This is a genomic window from Pseudomonas sp. FSL R10-0399 (assembly GCF_009600165.1).
In the GTDB taxonomy this organism is placed as follows: domain Bacteria; phylum Pseudomonadota; class Gammaproteobacteria; order Pseudomonadales; family Pseudomonadaceae; genus Aquipseudomonas; species Aquipseudomonas helleri.
Genome location: NZ_WIWK01000068.1, coordinates 1 through 20,590 on the forward strand (window position 1 = coordinate 1; position 20,590 = coordinate 20,590).

The window sequence follows — 20,590 nt, forward strand, 5'->3', positions numbered from 1 at the left end:
GGAACCGATTGGGGGATGCTGAAGATACTCGGCGGCCTGTTTGCTGCGCGACAGCGCGGCGTCGAAGACGGGGCGGCACCTCCTACAGAGGTATGTGAACGCCTCAGCGCAATTTGGCCAACACCCGGTCCGCGCGTTTCTCGCCTCGGGCCAAGGTGGCGCGCCATTGCTCAACGCACGGTTGCAGATCGGGCTGTTGCTCTGCCTGAGCGAGCCACTGCCAGGCGTCATGCCATTCACCCAAGGCCTTTTGCGCCTCTTTGAGGTGTTTCATTACGGCTTTGGGCACGCGGTCCAGCTCGGGGTAGGCTTCAGCGCCATAACGCACGCGCTTGATCAACAACCGGACCTTATGCCGGTCGTGGGCCGGATCCTTCAGGGCTTTGTGCAGCGCCTGCCATTGCTTGGCCAATATCGCCTCAATGCGTTGGCGCAACCCGCGCAACAAGCCCTCACGTTGGCTGGCGCGCAAAAAGCGCGGGAACGCCTCAAGGATCATCAGCAATTGCGACAGCTCGGTACTGGCCGCCACCCGCGGGTAGCTGCCGGCCAATTGTGTTAGCCGGCGCTTGGCCAGGGTCGGGTGGCCCTGTTGTTCCAGGTGCGCCGCCAACACTTCAAGGTCTCGCAGCGGGGTTGTCAAAACACCGACCTGCGAGGCCGACATTTCAAGCTGGACCACGCCCGGCAACCCCCGCAACGGGCGTAACAGGCTGCGTAAACGACGGACCGTCGTGCGCAGGTCATGCAGTGCTTCAGGATCGGTTTGGGCCGCTAAACGCGCCTGGCAGGCCAACAACTTGACCTCCAGACGTAAGCAGTTAGCCACGATCCGATTAACCAAATCAGACATCCTTACTCTCCCTCGTCAGGTTGGCGCCTCAACGCCCGGCGCGGGACTCCTGGATATAGAAGCGCGCCTTCTCGGCCTTGGCCGTGCAGCCTTCAAAGGCCTCGAATTGTTGCTGAGTTTTCGCCGCCGTCAGCAAAGACAGGGCTTTGGAATAGCTGACCGTACCGGCAAACCCTTCAGCCTTGGCCAGGTCCAGTTCGTGCCAGGCCGCGTCCAACTGCGTGCCGCAACTGTCACGATAAACCTTCTTGCCCGCGCAACCGACCAAAGCAATCGCCATTAATGGCACACAGATCCAAGCTTTCATGGGGCAAATCCTCAAATAATTGTTCAGTGCTAAGACGGGCAACCGGCCTAAAAGTGCCGTAACGCAAAACGTCGTGGAGCAAGACTAGCTCGCCAAACCGCTTTGAGCTGTCACTGACTCACACAAAAAGGCATTGTAAGCACTTGTCTTGCAAAGGACCGGCTCATGAAAAAACGTATTGCACTGGTATTGGGCTCCGGAGGCGCACGGGGCTATGCCCACATCGGGGTCATTGAAGAGTTCGAAAGCCGGGGTTACGAGATTGCCTGCATTGCCGGCTGTTCGATGGGCGCCGTGGTGGGCGGGATTTATGCCGCCGGCAAGCTTGATCAATACCGCGACTGGATTCAAAGCCTGGATTACCTGGATGTACTGCGCCTGGTGGACGTGAGTTTTCGCCTCGGGGCCATTCGTGGCGAGAGAGTCTTCGGGCAAATTCGCAACATTGTCGGCGAGATCAATATTGAAGACCTGCGCATCCCTTATACCGCCGTCGCCACCGACCTGACCCATCAGCAGGAAATCTGGTTTCAAGAAGGCTGCCTGCACCAGGCCATGCGCGCCTCGGCGGCCATCCCCAGCCTGTTTACCCCGGTGATGCAGGGCAATCGCATGCTGGTCGATGGCGGTTTGCTGAACCCGCTGCCCATCGTCCCGGTGGTGTCCAGCCACTGCGACCTGATTGTCGCCGTCAACCTCAACTCCACCACGCAAAACCATTACCAGCTCCCGGTGATCCCGCGCCCGGCGGCCTTTAAAGGCCGGTTTAACAACCTGATGAATTCGCTGGGCTCTCACATTCCGTTTCGCACCCGCCAGGCGGAGCACCTGCTCGACCTTGAACAGGAGATGCTCAAGCCTGCCACCGAGCCAGAAGCCGAAGTGCCCTTCAACCCCTGGATCGACTCAGCGCCCCCCAAGCCTGCGCCCAGCCTTGCGGCCAACACGCAAGGCGCACCCAAGTCCGCCACCGGTTCGGTCATCATCGACAACGTCGGCCCCGCCTCGCTGCTGGATCTGATCAACCAGAGCTTCGAGGTGATGCAGACCTCTTTGGCGCAGTACAAAATCGCCGGATACCCGCCGGATATTTTGATCAACGTGCCAAAGCGGGTGTGCCGCTTCTTTGAGTTTTACAAGGCCGCCGAGCTGATCGCCCTGGGCCGGGAAATTGCCAAAGACACGCTGGACCGCTATGAAGCTGACCAGCGCTCGCAACCTTGACGCGGCGTCAGCTCAACAGCCGGTAGCCCACGCCGGCCTCGGTGGCGATAAAACGCGGCGAGGTCGGATCATCGGCCAGTTTTTGCCGCAAATGCCCGACCACGATCCGCAGGTAGTGACTGTTCTCGACATGGCTCGGGCCCCAGATGTCCTTGAGCAATTGCTGCTGGGTAATCACCCGCCCCGGATGGCTCGCCAGTTGCGCCAGCACCGCGTATTCCTTGCGGGTCAGGCCCACTTCTACGCCGTCGAGCAGCACCCGGCGAAACGCCAGATCAATGATTAGCGGGCCCAGCTCAACTGCCGCTTGCCCGGTTTCTCCGCTAGGGGCCTGACGCAACAAGGCGCGGATGCGCGCCAAAAACTCCTGAATGCCAAACGGCTTGGTCACGTAGTCATTGGCGCCACCGTCCAGCGCCTGAACTTTTTGCGCTTCGCTGGCACGCACTGACAACACCAGCACCGGCGCCGTCGACCACTCGCGAAACTCGCATAACACCTGTTGGCCGTCCATGTCCGGCAGGCCCAGATCGAGGACCATGACGTCCGGCTTGTTCAACGCCGCCTGGCTTAAGCCTTCGGCCCCGGTCGCCGCCTCAAGCACGGTGTAGCCCTGGGACGCCAAACTGATGCGCAAAAACTTGCGGATCTGAGGTTCGTCATCAATGACCAAAATCGTCGCTGGCTGGCTCATGGCAATTCATCGCAACAAAAGTAGGGCCAAAGAGTATCAGTCTTCACGCTCCGCCTCTTCCTGATCCATGGCCGGTTGATCGCGCAAGGGCAGAAACAAGGTGATGCAAGTGCCTTGCCCGTCGATGCCTTCAGCCACGGTGATGCGTCCGCCATGGGCGCCGACCATGCCCAAGCAAATGGCCAGGCCAAGCCCGGTGCCCTGCCCGCCTCGGTCGCCACGGGCAGCGGTGTAAAACATGTCAAAAATCTTGGCGCGGTCTTCTTCGGGAATGCCCGGCCCTTGATCACTCACCGCAAACCACAACTCCCCTTCATGCGCCCCGGCACTCAGGCGCAGTTGCCCATGGGGCGGTGAAAAGCGTGCAGCGTTCTCCAGCACATTGACCAAGGCCTGTTCGATCAACGCCGCATGCACATGCAACAGCGGCAGTTGCGGCGGCACATCCACTTGCACCTGCAACGGCGCCAGTACAGCGCGCAGCCGGTTCAAGGCACTGCCCACGATGTCGGCGGGTGACACCCAGTCACGGGCCAGTTTTAAGGCGCCGTGGCCCAGGCGGGTCATGTCCAGCAGGTTCTGGATGTAGCGATCCAGACGCTCAGCCTCATCGCGGGTGCCTTCGAGCAATTCACGCCGGTCTTCCAGTGCGATAGCCTCGCCCAGCGCCAGCAGCGTATCGATGCTGCCGCGCATGGTAGTCAGCGGGGTGCGCAAGTCATGGGACACCGAGGCCAGCAAAGCACTGCGCAGTTGTTCGGTTTCGCCATGCAGGCGCGCAGCTTCCAGGTCTTGCGCCAAACGCGCACGGGCCAGCGCCTGGGCCAGCGGCTGACTCAAGGCCATCAACAGGCGCCGACGTTGGCCACTGAGGGTTTGGCCGTCTTTGGGGCTCACGCCGAGCAAGGCCAGTGGCCCTTCTTCAGCGCTGATCGGCCACCACCACCAATTGCCCATGGGCAACGTGCCCGTGCCTTTGCCTGCCGGTTGAAGGTGTGACCAGGCCCAGTCCGCAGCGGCGCGCTCGGCTTCGTTGAAATGCAAAGGGCCGCCGGTTTCGATGGTCCAGTCGCCGTTGTCATCGCGCTTGAGCAGGCACATGTTGAGCTCTTTCCAGCCACTCAAATGCTGGGCGGCGGCATTGATGACTGCCTGACGGTCCGTGGCAGCGGTGAGCTTGCGCGACAAGTCGAGCAACTGCGTGGTTTCTTCCTGGGTGTCGCGCAAGGCTTGCAGTTGTCGGCGTTGGCGCGCGGCCAGGTTACCGGTAAGAGCCGCCATTAACAGAAAGAACAACAGCGTGAGTACGTCTTCTTCGCGCTGGATGCTGAACGAGAAATTGGGCGGGATAAACAGAAAGTCATAAGCCAAAAATGACATCGCCGCACAGACCAGCGCTGGCCCAAGGCTGCTGCGCACCGCCACCAGCAACACCGCCGCAAGAAACACCAGCGAGATGTTGGGCAGCGCCAGCACACTGGAAACCCCCCAGGCCAAGGCGCTGGCCAGCACCGTGGCCACCAGCGCCAGACCATAGTCAAACCACACCAGCGTGTGCTTGCCACGGGTAACCACCGGCGCGGGCGATTGCTCGTGGTCGAGCACGTTGATTTCCAGGCCATGGGCATCGCGCAGCAAGCGCGCAGCCAGCCCGCCACCAAACATCCGACGGCGCCAGGTTAGCCGCGACTGCCCCACCAACAGCAGACTGGCCCGACGCTCGCTGGCGTGCTGGATCAAGGTTTTGGCCACCTCGCCCGCACGCAGCAACACCACTTCGCCGCCCAGGCGCTCGGCCAATTGCTGGGCACTCTGCAAGCGCAGGCGCGATTGCTCGTCACGCACGGTGCCGTTATCCACATGCACCAGGCTCCAGGGCAAATGCCGCCGCTCTGCGACCCGGCTGGCATGGCGAACCAGACGCTCGGCATGCACATCACCGTCCACGCCCACCAGCAGCCGCCCACGCAGCGCCGGGGCCGATTGCCCTTGCTGGCGATAGCCTTTGTCCAGCTCATCGTCGACGTACACGGCGGCGGTCTGCATCGCCAGTTCGCGCAGGGCGTTGAGGTTGGTCTGGGAGAAAAACGCATCGATGGCCGCACGAGCCTGCTCAGGCACATAGACTTTGCCTTCGCGCAGCCGCTCCAGCAGCTCACGGGGTGGCAGGTCGATCAACAGCAGCTCATAGGCTTCCTGGACGATCCAGTCGGGCACGGTTTCACGCACTTGCACCCCGGTGATACCGCGCACCTGGTCGTTGAGGCTTTCGAGATGTTGAACGTTGACCGTGGTGTAGACGTCAATGCCCGCTGCCAGCAACTCCTGCACGTCCTGCCAGCGCTTGGCATGACGGCTGCCAGGTGCATTGCTGTGGGCCAGTTCATCGACCAGCACCAGCTTGGGCTTGGCCGCGAGCAGGCCATCGAGGTCCATTTCTTCAAGCTGCACGCCGCGATACTCCGAGCGCAGCATGGCCAGTTGGGGCAAACCGTTGAGCAACACTTCGGTTTCAGCGCGGCCATGGGTTTCGACCACCCCGGCCAACAGCGTGCCCCCTTGGCGCAATTGGGTGTGCGCGGCCTGCAGCATGGCGTACGTCTTGCCAACGCCGGGGGCCGCGCCCAGAAACACTTTGAGCCGGCCACGGCCGGCGCGTGGCAAGTCAGCTAACAACGCATCGGCGCGACCGGAATGGCTCATGGGTTTGTCCTGATGAATACATAAACTGTAGGAGCGAGCTTGTCTCGCGAGTTTTAAAGATCGCGAGGCAAGCTCGCTCCTACAGGAGATTTACTGCAACTGCGCCAACGCCTGGTTCAGCAACAGCACATTGACCACCGGCGGGCCTATCAACGGTTGTTCGATGTGTTGTTCAAGCAACTGCTCAACCGTTTGTACCGGCAAGTGCCGAGCCGCTGCAACCCGTACCAGTTGATAGCGAATTGCCTCCGGTGGCAAGTGCGGGTCCAGACCGCTGCCCGACGTGGTCAGCATGGCCATTGGCACCGGGCCTTGATCCGGCACGGCAAGCTGCGCCGCACTTTCCTTGACCCGTGTGGCCAGGGCCGGGTTGCTCGGCGCCAGGTTGCTCGCCGAACTCGACACCGTGGCAAACGCGCCCGCCGAAGGCCGTGGGTGGAACCAGTCGTCACCGGTAAAGTCTTGCGCAATCAATGCCGAGCCCTTGACCTGCCCGGCGCTGTCACGCACCAGGCTGCCGTTGGCTTGCTGCGGGAACGCCACTTGGGCGATCCCGGTCACGACCAGCGGGTAAGCCACGCCGGTAATAGCGGTCATCAACAGCATCAGGCTCAAGGCCGGACGTAATACATTTGCCATGATCAATCCCTCCGAAAACGCTTAAACCAAGTGCAGCGCAGTGAGCAGCATGTCGATCAGCTTGATGCCGATAAACGGCACCACCAGCCCGCCCACGCCATAGATCAGCAGGTTGCGACGCAGCAAGTGTGCAGCGCTGGCCGCCTGTACCCGCACCCCGCGCAGAGCCAAGGGAATCAACACCACGATGATCAAGGCGTTGAACACGATGGCCGAGAGAATCGCGCTCTGCGGGCTGGCCAAATGCATGATGTTGAGCACGCCCAACTGCGGGTAGATCGAGGCAAACAGTGCGGGCAGGATCGCGAAGTACTTGGCCACGTCATTGGCAATCGAAAAGGTCGTCAGCGCGCCTCGCGTCACCAGCAGTTCCTTGCCGATTTGCACTACGTCCAGCAGCTTGGTCGGATCGCTATCGAGGTCAACCATGTTGGCCGCTTCACGCGCCGCCTGGGTGCCGTCGTTCATCGCCATGCCCACGTCAGCCTGAGCCAGCGCCGGGGCGTCGTTGGCGCCGTCGCCGCACATCGCTACCAGGCGGCCGTCGTTCTGCTCATGGCGAATGCGCGCCAGTTTTTTCTCGGGTGTGGCTTCGGCCAGCACATCATCCACCCCGGCTTCGGCTGCGATTGCGGCGGCGGTCAACGGGTTGTCGCCGGTCACCATCACGGTCCGAATGCCCAGCTTGCGCAGTTCGGCAAAGCGCTCGCGAATGCCGGGCTTTACCACGTCCTTGAGGTGAATCGCGCCGAGCAAACGGCCCTGGCCACAGACCAGCAACGGGGTACCGCCACTTTGTGCGATTTTGTCGATTTCACGGGACAACGCAGGCAGCACTTCGTGACGTTTCATACCAACAAACGCCAGCACCGAATCCACCGCGCCTTTGCGGTACACCCGGCCGTGGTAGTCGATACCCGACAAGCGTGTTTCGGCGGTAAACGGCACCGCTGTGAATTCCTCGACCGCAGGCTCAGTGAAGCTGTGCAAGCCGCGAATGAATTCGACGATGGACTTGCCTTCCGCTGTGTCGTCCGCCAACGACGCACGCAGCGCCCCTTCGGCCAGCTCTTTGGCGGTCACACCCGGTGAAGCATACAGGGCGGCGCAACGACGGTTACCAAAGGTGATGGTGCCGGTCTTGTCGAGCATCAGTACATGCACGTCACCCGCCGCTTCAACCGCACGGCCCGATTTGGCGATCACGTTGAGGCGCACCAGACGGTCCATACCGGCGATACCGATGGCGGACAGCAAGCCACCAATGGTGGTCGGGATCAGCGTAACCAGCAGCGCCACCAGAAACACCAGCGGCAGGCTGCCACCGGCATAGAAGGCAAACGGTTGCAGGGTCACCACCACGATCAGGAAGATCAGGGTCAGGCCGATCAGCAGAATATCCAGCGCGATTTCGTTCGGGGTTTTCTGCCGTTTGGCACCTTCGACCAGGGCAATCATGCGGTCCAGGGTCGACTCGCCGGGGTTGGTGCTGATGCGCACCAGCAGCCAGTCCGACACCAACCGGGTGTTGCCGGTGACCGCCGAGCGATCACCACCCGACTCACGAATCACCGGCGCAGACTCGCCGGTAATCGCGGCCTCGTTGACGGCGGCAATCCCTTCGATCACCTCGCCGTCACCGGGGATCATCTCCCCGGCCTCAACGCGCACCACATCACCTTTGCGCAGGCGGGTTGCCGGCACGATTTCAAAGCTGCCCGTCGTGGTCCGGCGGCGAGCACTCAAACCCTCACTGCCGGCCTTGAGGCTGTCGGCGCGGGCTTTACCGCGGCCTTCGGCCAAGGCTTCGGCAAAGTTGGCGAACAACACGGTGAACCACAGCCAGATGGCGATTTGCACGGCCACCGCGGTGGGCACCGACGCTTCCGGCATAAAGCACAACACCGAGGTAAAAATGGCGGTCAGCTCAACCACCAGCATCACCGGCGAGCGTTTCAGCTGGCGCGGGTCGAGTTTGACAAAGGCTTGCAGCAACGCCGGGCGCCAGAGGTCGGCAAACGCCGTTTTAGGGGTTTGCGGCGCCTCGGTTTCAGGCGTAGGCGTCAATTTTGAAACAGGAGCAGGCATAGTCATGATCGTCTCCTTAGAAGCCCATAGTCAGTTGTTCAGCGATGGGACCCAGTGCCAGCGTCGGCAAGAAGGTCAGGCCGCCTACCAGCAAAATGGTCACGGTCAGCAGTGCCACAAACAACGGGCCGTGGGTCGGGAAGGTGTTTTGGCCAACCGGTGCGGTTTTCTTCATCGCCAGACTGCCCGCCAGGGCCAGTACCGGGAGGATGTAACCGAAGCGTCCGAGCAACATGCCCAGGCTCAGCATCAGGTTGTAAAACGGCGTGTTGCCACTGAGCCCGCCAAACGCCGAGCCGTTGTTGGCACTGGCCGAGGTAAAGGCGTACAAGATCTGGCTGAAACCGTGTGGGCCGGGGTTACTCACCGCCGCCACTGCACTGGGCAATACCGCCGCAATAGCGGCCAGCACCAGCACACCCACCGGCATCACCAGCAGGGTCACCACCAGCAATTGCACTTCTTTGGCTTGCAGCTTTTTACCGAGGTACTCCGGGGTGCGGCCGATCATCAGGCCGGCAAGGAACACCGCGATCAGCACGTTGAGCAACATGCCGTAGAGCCCGGCACCGACACCGCCGAAGATCACTTCGCCGACCATCATGTTGACCATCGCCACCATCCCGCTCATGGGGTTGAGGCTGTCGTGCATGGCGTTCACCGAACCGTTGGAAGCGGCGGTAGTGGTCTCGGCCCACAGCACTGTGGCGGTGGTGCCGAAGCGGACTTCCTTGCCTTCCTGCGGCGCAGTGTGCTCAACCAGCGGGCTGTTCAGCGTCGGGTTGGGCTGGTACTCGGCATACAGCGCGGTGCCGCCACCGATCAGGAACAACGCCAGCATGCAGGCCATAATGGCCCGGCTTTGGCGCAGGTCTTTGACGTAATGGCCAAAGGTGAACACCAGCGCCACCGGGATCAGGATGATCGAGGCCAGTTCAAACAGGTTGCTCCAGGCTGTCGGGTTCTCGAAAGGGTGCGCCGAGTTGGCACCGAAGAAACCACCACCATTGGTACCCAGTTGCTTGATCGCAATCTGGCTGGCAGCCGGGCCCAGCGGGATCACCTGATCGACACCTTGCATCGTCACAGCGTTGACATAGTGCGCAAAGGTTTGCGGCACGCCCTGCCACACCAGAAACACCGCCAGCACCAGGCACAACGGTAACAGGCCATACAGCGTGGCGCGGGTCATGTCAGCCCAGAAGTTACCCAAGGTTTTAGTTGAGCGGCGGCTGATACCGCGACACAGCGCGACCAGTACCGCAAGGCCGGTGGCGGCACTGACAAAGTTCTGCACGGTCAGGCCGACCATTTGGCTGAGGTAGCTGAGCGACGCTTCACCGCTGTAACTCTGCCAGTTGGTGTTGGTGACAAAGCTCACCGCCGTGTTGAACGCCAGCGTCCACTCTTGCCCCGGCAAGTGTTGCGGGTTGAGCGGCAGGTACTGCTGAAACAGCAGAATCGCGAACAGGATGACAAACCCCGCGAGGTTAAAGGCCAGCAGCGCCAGCATGTATTTAACCCAGCTTTGCTCGCTGTTCGGATCAACCCCGGCAATGCGATAGCACACGTTTTCGACGGGCCCCAGTACCGGAGTCATCCAGGTACGCTGACCTTCCATAACTTTGTAATAAAAGCGCCCCAGCCACGGTGCTGGCAGTAATACCAGAACGAAGAAGGCCAGAATCAGCGCATAGTCATAACTGTGCATATCCGCTCCTAGTTCTGATCTGCGCGCAACAGCGCAACCAACAGATAAACGAACAGCCCCACTGCCAGCAGCAGGGACACCCCATCCAGAACGCCCATGACAACTCTCCCAAAGCGGCACGTGCCGCGTGTAGGAAGAGTGTGTGCAATGTGGGCGTAAAGGATCGAGATCGAGAGGCGTACGGGGGCGTAAAGAAGGTGTAAAAAATGAATGACAGGAAGCAATTATCTCTGCGCAGGCTACCTTCTGCTCCGCAAGTTATAACGTGGTCCTGTTAGAGCAGCCGACCATATAAGCCGCCGCCAGACTGTCGGCGACCATCATTTAAGCCTGTATTTTTTGTTAAGCCTTTACTCAGGACCGAGAGCCAAATTGTTCCCAAACGGTTCCGTACCTATAGCCTCCAAAGTCGGCCCCCTGCACGACTGCTACATACGCCCCGCCTTCAACCATGGGAAACATAGCACCCGCCGCGTTCTTAGAAACTAATTTTTGATATACCGCAGGACTGTTATCTATACCTTCCTTCTGCAAGCGAAAAACTGTTATCTCCACTTGAGGGAAGTCGTAAAAGCTATTTATATCCAACATTATGAAAGCGACCCTATCGGAACCAGTACCTTCAATACGTATATCTTTTATCTTAGAATTCCCAGAACTGCTTGGGTCACTAAACGCAACAATAGGAGCGGGAGCAGTTGTATTAACGCTTAACATTTTAGACTCTGAAATTTTCCCCCTGGCATCCAACGCACGAACAGTCAAGTTGAACATCTGATTCCTCGCGACGGGGATTTCAATATTATGACAACCATTAGATAATGTGTGCGGATACGCCATAAAGCCTCTTCCAAGAAAATCAATCTGGTATTGCACCGTCCTCAAAACAGGATTAATAATCAAATGAAATTTTTCCGAAATATAGTTATACCCACTTTGCTCAAGTTCAGGAGCATAAAACGGCGCAGCATCGAGATTGTAATTTATACACTTTTCAATCAAACCATGATCAAGCTCAGAACAGACGCTCGGCTGACCAGCACTCATAGCAGGAGAACTGGTATTCGCCACAACGAGTGTTGAAATACATTCTGTGACGGCATTACAAATTAAACGCAGCGGCAACGTGGCTTTGTGTTCTTTTCCCGCAGGCACATCAGTCTTGACCCAGCCCTGCCAGCGATAAGGCCAGATTAAATCATCATCCACACATCTATCCCAACTGAGAACAATGTTTTTCCCTGGATAATCTTGGTGTATCTGCATCAAATTCAAAAGGGCCGCACGGCGCGGTATCAAGCTCGTTGATCGCAAGCCATTAACAAAAAGATCTCTCAACTGACTGTCGTTAAATTGATCCATGGGCGAGAAACAACCATGAATATGTAAAACAATAATCTCATTATTAATGATCGGCTCTGGCGCACTGTAGTAAGCATTACACCAATCGATCAGGCTCTGTACGGAGTGCAAGGAAGGCAAGTTATTGTAGTGAAAAACCCAATGCCCTTCCTCATGTTGGTAAATTCGTAAATCCAACGCCCTGATACCGGCCTTAATCTGGAATCCCCAGGGCGATCCGGTGGAATCGGACCCGTTGCTTTCATCCTGCTGACCGTCGCATTCAATCAACCCTGAGTGCTGGGTTGAAGGGATTTTTAGCTCATGCAACTTTAAAGTGCCCAGCAAGGGATGAAGGGAGGTCATCCAATGTTTTACGTCGCCATCAGTCGCGATTGTTTTTCCCGATTGCCTGTCCATTGTGCAGCCTACCTATAATATTGCGCACACACCGTAAGGCATAAAATCTTAAATAAATGCCAGCACCAGCACAACTAGCAGATCTGATAGGTATTCGTTATCCATACGTTATCAACAGCGAACCTTCAGGTACGCTTCAGTCCGTATGTTTATCGAATCGAACGGTATGAAAGCACCCTTTGTTTGCGACAGCCTTGATTACCAAGTTCTCAGGTAGAATTTGAGCTATTTATCGGCATTATCGTTGCTGCCATAAAAGACGGCAGTGTGCTCCAATCAAACCAGCATTATCTCTGGCTACGCAGAGCAACGCCGGTCTTAAAAGCCTTTGCATCATGAGGTCCCGCAGACAGAAAGCCGAAAAAGTTGAAGCTCGCGCCCACGAGTCTTTCTGGTCCAGACGTATTAATTAACCAATATGCAGCCGCGCTTGCATGTGCGCCTGCGTTGGAGGTATGTCCCCTCTCCACGTTCGTCAAGAGGGCGCCGTAGTGGTTACCTGCAACCTGATCCAAGGGGACGCCATTAGTGTTCAAATTATGATTGACCGTAACCAACGCACGAGAAAAAGGCTGGCTCAGCGAGCCTTGTGAGGCCACGTGATTAATATGCTGTCTTCCAGGTGAGTCGAACGTTCGCGTCCCAGGGACGGATACCAATGCTCTATAAGTCAAGTCAAACACCTCTTGTGCTTGCTCAAGCACTCCAGGTGCAGTAGATCCGGTAACTGCAACTGCCGGAGGCACCCTGCGTAGCATTTTTAACCACTGGGTAAAAAATCTACCCGTTGGGTCCTGTTTGTTAACAGGATCGCCCGAACAATATGCGTAGGCATTAATACCGCCTTTTGAAAAGGGGCTCAGCGAGTCAGGGCTGTTAAATCGCATCAGTACCGGGTTATACGCTCGATAACCATTGCCCAATAAATAGTGACCGGTAATAGCTTCAGGCAATTCGCCGTTAAACCCCACCAACGCACTCGCACTGTCGAGAGACCGGGAATAACCATAAGGGCTATAGACAACGTTATTAACCGGATGCAGTGGCTTGACAAGGCTTATGGCAGAACCGGGCAAGTCGGTTGCAAATAAGGTGGCCCCTGTAGAGTCACGTTGTGCAAGCGCTTGATGATTATTGCGCAACAGCGAAGTGGCCACGTTGCCCTGAATGGCCGTTACCCACTGATCTCTCTGATAGAAGCGCAACCCGACAGGCTCATCCGAACGCGTAAACGCTATATAGCGATCAAGGGGATCATAGTTAAAGCTGATGATTGAAACCGTCATGGTTTGACACTCCAGTAAATGAAACTGAAGTGTCTACCATGTGCCGATTTGGAGCACCTGACAATAGGGCCAGGTTGTATGCCCAAATATGTAAATCAATATCAGTGCGATGCGCAGATTAGCGCAGCAATGGGCTGTCCAACACACTGGAGCTCCCGTCCAGCACACTTTCGCTGAGCTGGATGAAAGACGCCGTGTTCACCTTGTCCATGCGCATCAGCGCCCGGCTCACGTCATCCAGCGAACGCTTGTTGTGTGTTTGCAAGCGTATTTCGCGGTCCAGTGCCTGCAACACCGTTACCGCACGGGCCTGCATCGCCTGGTTAACGGTCGCTGCGCGCAAATGAGTGACGCCTTTACCGGCCGCATTGAGCCGATGCTGCAGGGTCTGATAACGCTCGTCGCTCATGCCGCCCGCACGGCGCAGCAGTTCAATGGCGTAGTACTCACTGAGACCGTCAACGATCCACTCATGGCCTGGCTCGGCATTAATGCCGGCAAACACTTGCACCACTTCTCGCAGTAACGGGCTGCTGCCGCTTTCGCTGACCAGCGGCAGGACGCTTGAGAGATAAATTGAGTTGTGGTCAGCCGTACTGCCTTTCCACATCGGGCTGGCCGCCCCCACGATCAACAGTTTAGGTGGGTTACGCGGGAACACGGCTTGCACTTGCGGCCACACAAACGTAAGCAAGGTGATGACATCCATGCGGTGCATGCCCTGCCCTTTTGGCGCCGACACGGTCACTTCGGTTTCACCCAAGGTGGTACGCCGGGTGCCTAGCGTGCCAGCGAGCATCCAGCCCGTAGGCCGGTCAAACACCCGGGAAGCATCATCGATGCGAAAGCGGTTCTTACCGATACGCGGCCACGCGGTTTCAACACTTTTCCAGCCCTTGGGCAGTTCGAACTCAAGCCGCGAGACCAACTCGGTGCCGTCTTGTTGATCGAGGCTTGCAGGCGGGACCAACTGTTCACCGCGAAACAAGGCCCACGTCGGGGTCATGAGGGTGTCGTAGCTGCCATTTTTGAGCGGGTGATTCAACTGCACGCGGTAAGTGAGGCTGGCCTTTCCCGGCCCCGGATGCCACAGACCACGGCTGTGCTCGGGGTCCGGGGTCAATTGCCACTGCCCGTCTGCCTTGAAATCGCTGTAACTGTCGGGCACCCCCAGGTCGAAGTCCAGGCTTCGCACCGCAGAGCCGTCAGCCAGAATAACGCGCACCTGCGCCTGATTGCTCTGCGGCATCAGTTGCACGTGGTAATCCAGGTCGACTTTTTTGCCCGCCCATAGCGGGCCGCTGGCGATGATCAGCAACACGCCCAAAGGCCATTTAAAACACAGCGGCATACACACTCCTTTGCACCGCTCCGGCACTTAACCGGCGCGAAAAATCAGATGATCTTCCCAGTCGTCTTCCGGCACGCTGCCCTCGGCCAGCATGCGCCCGGATTGCGAAATGCGCTCATGATGCACGGCCTCAGGGTCCCCGCAGACCAGGTGGTGCCAGAGCGGCAAGTCCTTGCGCTCGCTGACCAGCCGGTAACCGCAAGTGGGCGGCAGCCACTTGAACTCTTCAGCCTTGCCGGGTGACAACTGGATGCAATCGGGCACGCTGTCACGACGGTTGGCATAGTCGCTGCACTGGCAGGTTTTCATGTCGAGCAATTTGCAGGCGATACGGGTGTAATAGACGCTGTTGTCCTCTTCATCCTCGAGTTTTTGCAGGCAGCACAGGCCACAGCCGTCGCACAATGACTCCCACTCCTCTTGATCGAGTTGATCGAGGGTTTTGCGGATCCAGAAGGGTTTTACGATTGCGGCCATGGCTCAAACATCAACATCAGGGAGTGGAAAAGGCCGCCAGTCTAGTGCCCAAGCTGCCGTGGGCCAAGCGCTTGTGACTGACGGCGTAACAGGACTTGTCAGCTTGCAGACATGACAGTAGTTTTGCGGCTGGTCAAATCCACTCAGGAAACTCGAATGCCAACCTCCAACCGCGTTGCCGAACACCCGATTCACGAGCAATTCACCCAGCGCTGGTCACCGCGCGCCTTTACCGACGCAACCCTGGACAAGCCAACCCTGCTGAGCTTTTTCGAAGCGGCCCGCTGGGCCCCGTCGGCGTACAACGCACAGCCTTGGCGCTTTTTGTTCGCCCTGCGCGGCACCCCTGAGTTTGAGCGTTACTTGAGCCTGCTGGTTGAGTTCAACCAGGGTTGGGCCAAGCACGCCGCGGCATTGGTGGTAATCGTGTCGAAAACCACCTTCGCCGCACCGGGCAGCACAGAAGAAAAACCTGCACCCACCCACGCCTTTGATACAGGCGCCGCCTGGGGCCAACTGGCCTTGCAAGCGCACTTGAGCGGCTGGCATACCCACGGCATGAGCGGTCTGGATTTTGAACGGGCCCGCACCGAGCTGAAGATCCCTGAGGGTTACGCGGTTCAGGCCATGGTTGCCATTGGCAAACTGGGCGACAAAGCAACCCTGGTGGACTACCTGCAAGCCAAGGAAGTCCCAAGCCAGCGCGAGCCGTTGAGCAAGCTGGTCGCTGAAGGTGATTTCAGCCTGTAAGGGGGATTGAGGGCACTGCAGCCTGTAGGAGCGAGCTTGCCTCGCGATCTTTAAAGATCAAAAGATCGCGAGGCAAGCTCGCTCCTACAGTATGAATGGAGCCTTTAATACCCGCGTTCGAAGTCCACTTCTCCACGCAGCGGCTCGCCCGCCTGGTACGCGCGCAGGTTGTCGATGAACAGTTGCACCATCATTGGCGGTGAGGTGGGTGCCGAGCTGTGGCCGGTCAGCAGCAGACCCCAGGCTGTCCAGAACGGGTGTTTGGCCGGCAATGGTTCTTGGCGGCAGACGTCAATGATGGCGCCGGCCAAGTGCCCCAGACGCAGCGCTTCAACCAAGTCAGCATCCACCACCGCCACACCCCGTCCGGCATTGATGAAGACGGCGTTGGGATTGAACAGGGCAAACAGCTCGGCATCGTACAAGTCGTGGGTTTCAGGGGTGTTGGGCAACAGGTTGATCACGTAATCCATCTGGCTGACCAAACGCGGCAGATCACCCAAGGTCGCAACCTCGGTGAACGGCGCCTGTTCCCGCGCGCTGCTGGCAATGGCGTACAACTCAACCCCGAACGGTTGCAGGAACTGCGCCACGGTCTGGCCGATGTCACCTGCCCCGACGATCAAGACCTTGCGTCCGACCAGGCTCTGGCCCGTGCGATTGTCCCATTTGCGCTCGACCTGGCTGACCAGCCGCGCCATCACTTCACGTTCGTGACCGAGCATGTAGGTCAGTACGTATTCGGCCATGACCTGACCAAAAATACCGACCGCACGGCTCAGCCGGTAATCGCGCCCCAACCCTTCAGCGAGTAACGGGGTGATCCCCGCCCAGGTCGATTGCAGCCATTGCGGCGTGTGCCCTTGGCGCAACAGGGTGGCCATCAGGTCCGGCTGGCCCAGCCACACCGGGCAGTCGGCAGCCAACTGCGCCAGTTGCGCCGAGTCGCCACTGGTGTGCACTTGCAGTTCAGGGGCCGCTTGTTGCAAGAGTTGGGCGTACAGCGAGTAATCTTGCTCGGCAATCAGGACACGCATGCTTCTAACCTTATTAAAACATTGCCAGCCGCCGCGCCCGGGTTTGCTCCATTGCGTTCAGCCACCGGCAATCAAAGTGAGTCTGTTCTGCACCAGAGCCTTTACACAGGGTCGTTACGACGCAACAGCTCTTCAGGCAAGTGCTCGATGTATTCGTCTTCGGCCGGCGGCATTTGCAGGTGGTAGCCCTGTTCTTTGAGGTTTTCCAGGACTTTGCCGATGTCTTCACGGGCCAGTGTGCGCTCCGGGGTCAGCACCAGGTCGAAGGCGTGCTGCGGTTTGCCAAAACCACTCAACAGGGTTTCTGGCACACGCTCCAGTGCTTCGGCTTTTAACACGTACAGGTACATGCCATTGCGTTTTGGGCTGCGGTAGATCGAGCAAATATGTTTCAAGACGGTTCTCCAGCGTCGGCCAGACAATCAAGCAGCGCCTGGCCCATCAACTCACGGCGCCAACCGCGCAGTGAATCGGGCAATTGATAAGGCCCCTCGGGGTAGCCGCTTTTGAGCAGGGCTTCGAGGGTTTTCTTGCGCAGCATCAGCTCAGGCGCAATGTTCAGACGCTCAGCCTCGGCCTGACCGATGGCACGCAGGCGCTTGACCAGCGCAGCAGCCTCGACCGGCAACGGCTCAGGCACGGCCGGGGGCCATTGGTCCGGGCCCAGGCTGCTTGCCCGCTTGATCAGATCCAGCAGGAACTCGCCATCCTGACGCACCGTGCGCGGGTGCATGTCTTCAATGCGCGCCAGGGTCACCAGGTTATCTGGCTGGGTTTTGGCCAATGGCCACAGCGCATGCTCACGCACCACACGGTTGCGTGGCAGGTCCCGGGCACGGGCTTGCAGCTCACGCCAGGCGCACACTTCGCGCAACACCGCGAGTTGCTGACGCGATAGTTTCCAGGCCAGTTTGGCCTCTCGGTACACCTCGTAAGGGTCGACCTCACGGCGCAGGTTGGCCACCAGTTCGGCGCCGTCCTCCAGCACCCAGTTGTACTTGTCATCCGACAGGCGCGGACGCAACTGCACATACACCTCAGCCAGATGCTGGGCATCTTCAGCGGCGTAGCTGATCTGCGTTTCCGACAACGGGCGTTGCAACCAGTCAGAACGGGTTTCGCCTTTAGGCAGGTCGAGGTCGAGCACCTCTTTGACCAGCCTCGAATAACCCATCGAGAAGCCCAGGTTCAGATAGGCCGCTGCCAGTTGGGTGTCGAACAACGGCGCAGGCAAGCTGCCCGTCAGACGCAACAGCACTTCCAGGTCTTCACTGCACGCATGCAGCACTTTAACCACCGCCGGGTTTTCCAGCAGTGCAGCCAGCGGCTGCCAGTTGTCGATGGTCAAGGGGTCAATCAGAAAAGCCCGCTCACCGTCGCCAATTTGAATCAGCCCGGCAATCGGGTAAAAGGTGTCGACCCGCATAAATTCGGTGTCGAGGGCTATGAATGGCAAGTGTTGCCATTCGGCACAATGTTGGCCGAGGCTATCGTTGTCGCGAATCCAGTGAATATCGATGGCCACACGGCTCTCCCTTGAAGAATGGCGCGCAGTATATATCGCTACCAGGGTATTCCGAGCATCGACTCGCAATCTTGGCGACGAAAAAACCTACGCATTAAAAGGCTATGACCTTCAATACTTCGTTATTTTTTGTCAGTAACTTTATCTTCGCCCATGACTTGACGCGTTTCAGCCTCTAAAATATCGCGCTTGATTTACCCCGATGGCGTCGTTACGAAATATGACGTGACAAGGTAATGAGTGAATCTGGCGTTGTGCCAGGCGCTATACCCACTAATAAAATCGAGACTGCCCTGTATGCGCATTACCCGAACACTCTCCACTGCAGCCTGCGCCCTTGCGCTGAGCACCCTTGCCAGCGTTGCCCATGCCGAGCCCTTTGCCCCCGACATTGAAGACAGCGTGCAAAAAGCCGCGAAAGCGCTGATGCAGCAGTACGAAGTGCCTGGCCTGGTCATTGCCATCAGCGACAAGGGCAAACAGCAGTTCTACAGCTTCGGCCTGGCCTCCAAAGAAACCGATGCCAGAACAACCCCCGACACGCTGTTTGAAGTCGGTTCGATCAGCAAACTGTTTACCGCCACCCTGGCGTCCTACGCGCAAGTCGAAGGCAAGCTGTCTTTCACCGAGCCGGTCAGCCACTACCTGCCGCAGTTGCAAGGCAGTGCGTTCGGCAAAGTGCCGCTGTTGCATCTGGCAACGCACACGGCCGGGGGTTTTCCCTTGCAAGTGCCAGATAACGTAAAAAACGATGAGCAACTGCAGGATTACCTCAAACACTGGCAGCCGACTTATCAAGCCGGCACCCACAGAACCTACGCCAACCCCAGCATTGGCATGCTCGGCGTGATCGCCGCCAAGAGCTTGCAGATGCCGTTCAAGTCGGCCATGCAAAACATGCTCTACCCCGCTTTGGGCCTGAGCAGCACCTATCTGAGCGTGCCGCAGGACAAAATGCCGCTGTATGCCCAAGGGTATGACAAGCAGAACCAGCCGCGCAGGCTCACCCCGGACGTGCTGGCCGACGAAGCCTACGGCGTGCGGACCAGCGCTCGCGACCTGATTCATTTCGCGCAACTGAACCTGAACACGGGCAAGCCCGCATCGGCGATCGAACGTGCAGTGCAGAACACCCACACCGGCTACTTCCAGATCGGCCCCATGACCCAGGACCTGATTTGGGAGCAATACCCTTACCCGGCCACACAGGCAGACTTGCTGGAAGGCAACTCAAACACCATGGCCTATGAGACCAACAAGGCTGTGGCGTTGAACCCGCCGCTGGCGCCACAAAAAGCCGTATGGCTTAACAAAACCGGCTCTACCTCGGGGTTTGGCGGTTACATCGCGGTCCTGCCTGACAAACAACAGGCCGTGGTCATCCTGGCCAACAAAAACTACCCCAACAGTGCCCGCGTAGAACTGGCCTACGCGATTTTCAAGGCATTGAACTAAGCGCCTTTGCGCAACACATAAATGCTGCCCTGCGCAAAGCCGGGCAGCACATCGTAATGCTTGAGGATGCTGAAGCCCGCCAGGGCGAACTGCGTTTCAAGCTCATGCTTGCTGATGACCACCCGCTGGCTGTCACGCTGGCGGGTGGTGCGCCCCACCGACACCGACACAATCAACGTGTCGCGGCTTACCCGAGAGAGCTCTCGCAAAATGGCCAGGCGATGCTCGCTGTCACTGACGTGATGAAACAGCTGCATGCAAAAGATGCTGTCCACGGCGTTTTCAGACAAATCGATGGAAAACACCGAGCTTTTAAACAGCGTGATGCGTTTTAACAGGCTGGCAGGATGATGGGTTTGCGCATGGTCGAGCATGCCTTGCGAAGCGTCCGACGCCAGAATGACCCGGTTGTCGTGCTCGGCCAGCACCGGCCAGAAACGCCCGACGCCGCAGGCCACATCCAACACCAGCCCCGGCTCCCCCGCCACTTTAAGTGCCCGGCGAACCAGTAGGTGCTCACGCCACCCGGCCAGACGCCGGACAAGCCCTGCTGGCCGCACATCCAGGCAGACCTGCGCATGTTCGCGGTCGTAACGCTCGGCGAACTCAAGCTCAATGGTGGAAGGTAGCTGCGATGACATGGGCCCGCGAACTCTTGTGTTTAGGGATATTCAACACAAAGGTTAAGGGGCAACCAGTGAAAAAAATGTTAGGAAAGTATGAAAAGCA

At 58.4% G+C, this 20,590-nt stretch carries 19 protein-coding genes; 3 read left to right on the forward strand and 16 right to left on the reverse strand.

Going from position 1 to position 20,590, the window contains the following annotated elements:
* Positions 1–103 precede the first annotated feature (103 nt).
* Together GHO41_RS18355 and GHO41_RS18360 are read right to left on the reverse strand one after the other, a co-directional pair.
* Positions 104–853, reverse strand: coding sequence for a CHAD domain-containing protein (locus GHO41_RS18355; RefSeq protein WP_048368638.1), 750 nt, complete (start codon positions 851–853; stop codon positions 104–106).
* Between the two features lie 28 nt (positions 854–881).
* A complete protein-coding gene (locus tag GHO41_RS18360; protein ID WP_048368639.1) occupies positions 882–1,160 on the reverse strand; it encodes a hypothetical protein in 279 nt (92 codons plus the stop codon).
* A 165-nt stretch (positions 1,161–1,325) separates the two neighbouring features.
* Between GHO41_RS18360 and GHO41_RS18365 the strand changes: the two genes are divergently transcribed.
* On the forward strand, positions 1,326–2,384 hold the full coding sequence (locus GHO41_RS18365) for a patatin-like phospholipase family protein (RefSeq protein WP_153434295.1): 1,059 nt from the start codon (positions 1,326–1,328) through the stop codon (positions 2,382–2,384).
* 7 nt (positions 2,385–2,391) lie between these two features.
* Here the strand turns inward: GHO41_RS18365 and GHO41_RS18370 are convergent, their stop codons facing one another.
* The 10 genes from GHO41_RS18370 to GHO41_RS18415 form a co-directional block, all read right to left on the reverse strand.
* Positions 2,392–3,078, reverse strand: coding sequence for a response regulator (locus tag GHO41_RS18370; RefSeq protein WP_153434296.1), 687 nt, complete (start codon positions 3,076–3,078; stop codon positions 2,392–2,394).
* Between the two features lie 36 nt (positions 3,079–3,114).
* Positions 3,115–5,781 (reverse strand): sensor histidine kinase KdpD, encoded by a 2,667-nt coding sequence (locus tag GHO41_RS18375; RefSeq protein WP_153434297.1) that lies wholly within the window; start codon positions 5,779–5,781, stop codon positions 3,115–3,117.
* A gap of 90 nt (positions 5,782–5,871) precedes the next feature.
* Positions 5,872–6,420 carry a potassium-transporting ATPase subunit KdpC gene (kdpC, locus tag GHO41_RS18380; RefSeq protein WP_048368643.1) on the reverse strand — a complete coding sequence of 183 codons (549 nt, stop codon included), beginning with the start codon at positions 6,418–6,420 and terminating at the stop codon, positions 5,872–5,874.
* A 21-nt stretch (positions 6,421–6,441) separates the two neighbouring features.
* Positions 6,442–8,514, reverse strand: a complete 2,073-nt coding sequence (gene kdpB / locus GHO41_RS18385) for a potassium-transporting ATPase subunit KdpB (RefSeq protein ID WP_153434298.1) — start codon at positions 8,512–8,514, stop codon at positions 6,442–6,444.
* A gap of 10 nt (positions 8,515–8,524) precedes the next feature.
* Positions 8,525–10,219 carry a potassium-transporting ATPase subunit KdpA gene (gene kdpA / locus GHO41_RS18390; RefSeq protein WP_048368645.1) on the reverse strand — a complete coding sequence of 565 codons (1,695 nt, stop codon included), beginning with the start codon at positions 10,217–10,219 and terminating at the stop codon, positions 8,525–8,527.
* Positions 10,220–10,227: 8 nt separating this feature from the next.
* Positions 10,228–10,317, reverse strand: coding sequence for a K(+)-transporting ATPase subunit F (gene kdpF / locus GHO41_RS18395; RefSeq protein ID WP_048368646.1), 90 nt, complete (start codon positions 10,315–10,317; stop codon positions 10,228–10,230).
* Positions 10,318–10,573: 256 nt separating this feature from the next.
* Positions 10,574–11,980 (reverse strand): hypothetical protein, encoded by a 1,407-nt coding sequence (locus GHO41_RS18400; RefSeq protein WP_153434299.1) that lies wholly within the window; start codon positions 11,978–11,980, stop codon positions 10,574–10,576.
* Between the two features lie 287 nt (positions 11,981–12,267).
* Positions 12,268–13,266: an RHS repeat-associated core domain-containing protein gene (locus tag GHO41_RS18405; protein ID WP_153434300.1), complete on the reverse strand. Its 999-nt coding sequence runs from the start codon at positions 13,264–13,266 to the stop codon at positions 12,268–12,270.
* A gap of 118 nt (positions 13,267–13,384) precedes the next feature.
* Entirely contained in the window at positions 13,385–14,617 is a 1,233-nt protein-coding gene (locus tag GHO41_RS18410; RefSeq protein WP_153434301.1) for a hypothetical protein, read from the reverse strand.
* Between the two features lie 27 nt (positions 14,618–14,644).
* The gene (locus tag GHO41_RS18415; protein ID WP_048368649.1) at positions 14,645–15,094 is read right to left on the reverse strand and encodes a YcgN family cysteine cluster protein; all 450 of its coding nucleotides are present in this window, start codon (positions 15,092–15,094) and stop codon (positions 14,645–14,647) included.
* Between the two features lie 156 nt (positions 15,095–15,250).
* Here GHO41_RS18415 and GHO41_RS18420 point away from each other — a divergent pair, with 156 nt between their 5' ends.
* The gene (locus GHO41_RS18420) at positions 15,251–15,844 is read left to right on the forward strand and encodes a nitroreductase family protein (protein WP_153434302.1); all 594 of its coding nucleotides are present in this window, start codon (positions 15,251–15,253) and stop codon (positions 15,842–15,844) included.
* 104 nt (positions 15,845–15,948) lie between these two features.
* Here GHO41_RS18420 and GHO41_RS18425 read toward each other — a convergent pair whose 3' ends face one another.
* The 3 genes from GHO41_RS18425 to rnd all read right to left on the reverse strand — a co-directional run bounded on the left by GHO41_RS18425 (position 15,949) and on the right by rnd (position 18,406).
* Positions 15,949–16,881, reverse strand: coding sequence for a D-2-hydroxyacid dehydrogenase (locus GHO41_RS18425; RefSeq protein ID WP_153391821.1), 933 nt, complete (start codon positions 16,879–16,881; stop codon positions 15,949–15,951).
* 101 nt (positions 16,882–16,982) lie between these two features.
* Positions 16,983–17,276 carry a YcgL domain-containing protein gene (locus tag GHO41_RS18430; RefSeq protein ID WP_048368652.1) on the reverse strand — a complete coding sequence of 98 codons (294 nt, stop codon included), beginning with the start codon at positions 17,274–17,276 and terminating at the stop codon, positions 16,983–16,985.
* Positions 17,273–18,406 (reverse strand): ribonuclease D, encoded by a 1,134-nt coding sequence (gene rnd, locus GHO41_RS18435; protein WP_048368653.1) that lies wholly within the window; start codon positions 18,404–18,406, stop codon positions 17,273–17,275. Before rnd ends, GHO41_RS18430 begins: the two co-directional genes overlap by 4 nt.
* Before the next feature lie 303 nt (positions 18,407–18,709).
* Between rnd and ampC the strand changes: the two genes are divergently transcribed.
* Positions 18,710–19,861: a class C beta-lactamase gene (gene ampC / locus GHO41_RS18440; RefSeq protein WP_371928974.1), complete on the forward strand. Its 1,152-nt coding sequence runs from the start codon at positions 18,710–18,712 to the stop codon at positions 19,859–19,861.
* Here the strand turns inward: ampC and GHO41_RS18445 are convergent.
* A complete protein-coding gene (locus GHO41_RS18445) occupies positions 19,858–20,502 on the reverse strand; it encodes a class I SAM-dependent methyltransferase (RefSeq protein WP_153434304.1) in 645 nt (214 codons plus the stop codon). The two genes, ampC and GHO41_RS18445, sit on opposite strands and share 4 nt — an antisense overlap.
* Between the last annotated feature and the right edge of the window lie 88 nt (positions 20,503–20,590).

Coding starts and splice junctions, on each gene's coding strand:
- GHO41_RS18355 (WP_048368638.1), bottom strand. CDS start 853: ATGTCTGATTTGGTTAATCGGATCGTGGCTAACTGCTTACGTCTGGAG.
- GHO41_RS18360 (WP_048368639.1), bottom strand. CDS start 1,160: ATGAAAGCTTGGATCTGTGTGCCATTAATGGCGATTGCTTTGGTCGGT.
- GHO41_RS18365 (WP_153434295.1), top strand. CDS start 1,326: ATGAAAAAACGTATTGCACTGGTATTGGGCTCCGGAGGCGCACGGGGC.
- GHO41_RS18370 (WP_153434296.1), bottom strand. CDS start 3,078: ATGAGCCAGCCAGCGACGATTTTGGTCATTGATGACGAACCTCAGATC.
- GHO41_RS18375 (WP_153434297.1), bottom strand. CDS start 5,781: ATGAGCCATTCCGGTCGCGCCGATGCGTTGTTAGCTGACTTGCCACGC.
- kdpC (WP_048368643.1), bottom strand. CDS start 6,420: ATGGCAAATGTATTACGTCCGGCCTTGAGCCTGATGCTGTTGATGACC.
- kdpB (WP_153434298.1), bottom strand. CDS start 8,514: ATGACTATGCCTGCTCCTGTTTCAAAATTGACGCCTACGCCTGAAACC.
- kdpA (WP_048368645.1), bottom strand. CDS start 10,219: ATGCACAGTTATGACTATGCGCTGATTCTGGCCTTCTTCGTTCTGGTA.
- kdpF (WP_048368646.1), bottom strand. CDS start 10,317: ATGGGCGTTCTGGATGGGGTGTCCCTGCTGCTGGCAGTGGGGCTGTTC.
- GHO41_RS18400 (WP_153434299.1), bottom strand. CDS start 11,980: ATGGACAGGCAATCGGGAAAAACAATCGCGACTGATGGCGACGTAAAA.
- GHO41_RS18405 (WP_153434300.1), bottom strand. CDS start 13,266: ATGACGGTTTCAATCATCAGCTTTAACTATGATCCCCTTGATCGCTAT.
- GHO41_RS18410 (WP_153434301.1), bottom strand. CDS start 14,617: ATGCCGCTGTGTTTTAAATGGCCTTTGGGCGTGTTGCTGATCATCGCC.
- GHO41_RS18415 (WP_048368649.1), bottom strand. CDS start 15,094: ATGGCCGCAATCGTAAAACCCTTCTGGATCCGCAAAACCCTCGATCAA.
- GHO41_RS18420 (WP_153434302.1), top strand. CDS start 15,251: ATGCCAACCTCCAACCGCGTTGCCGAACACCCGATTCACGAGCAATTC.
- GHO41_RS18425 (WP_153391821.1), bottom strand. CDS start 16,881: ATGCGTGTCCTGATTGCCGAGCAAGATTACTCGCTGTACGCCCAACTC.
- GHO41_RS18445 (WP_153434304.1), bottom strand. CDS start 20,502: ATGTCATCGCAGCTACCTTCCACCATTGAGCTTGAGTTCGCCGAGCGT.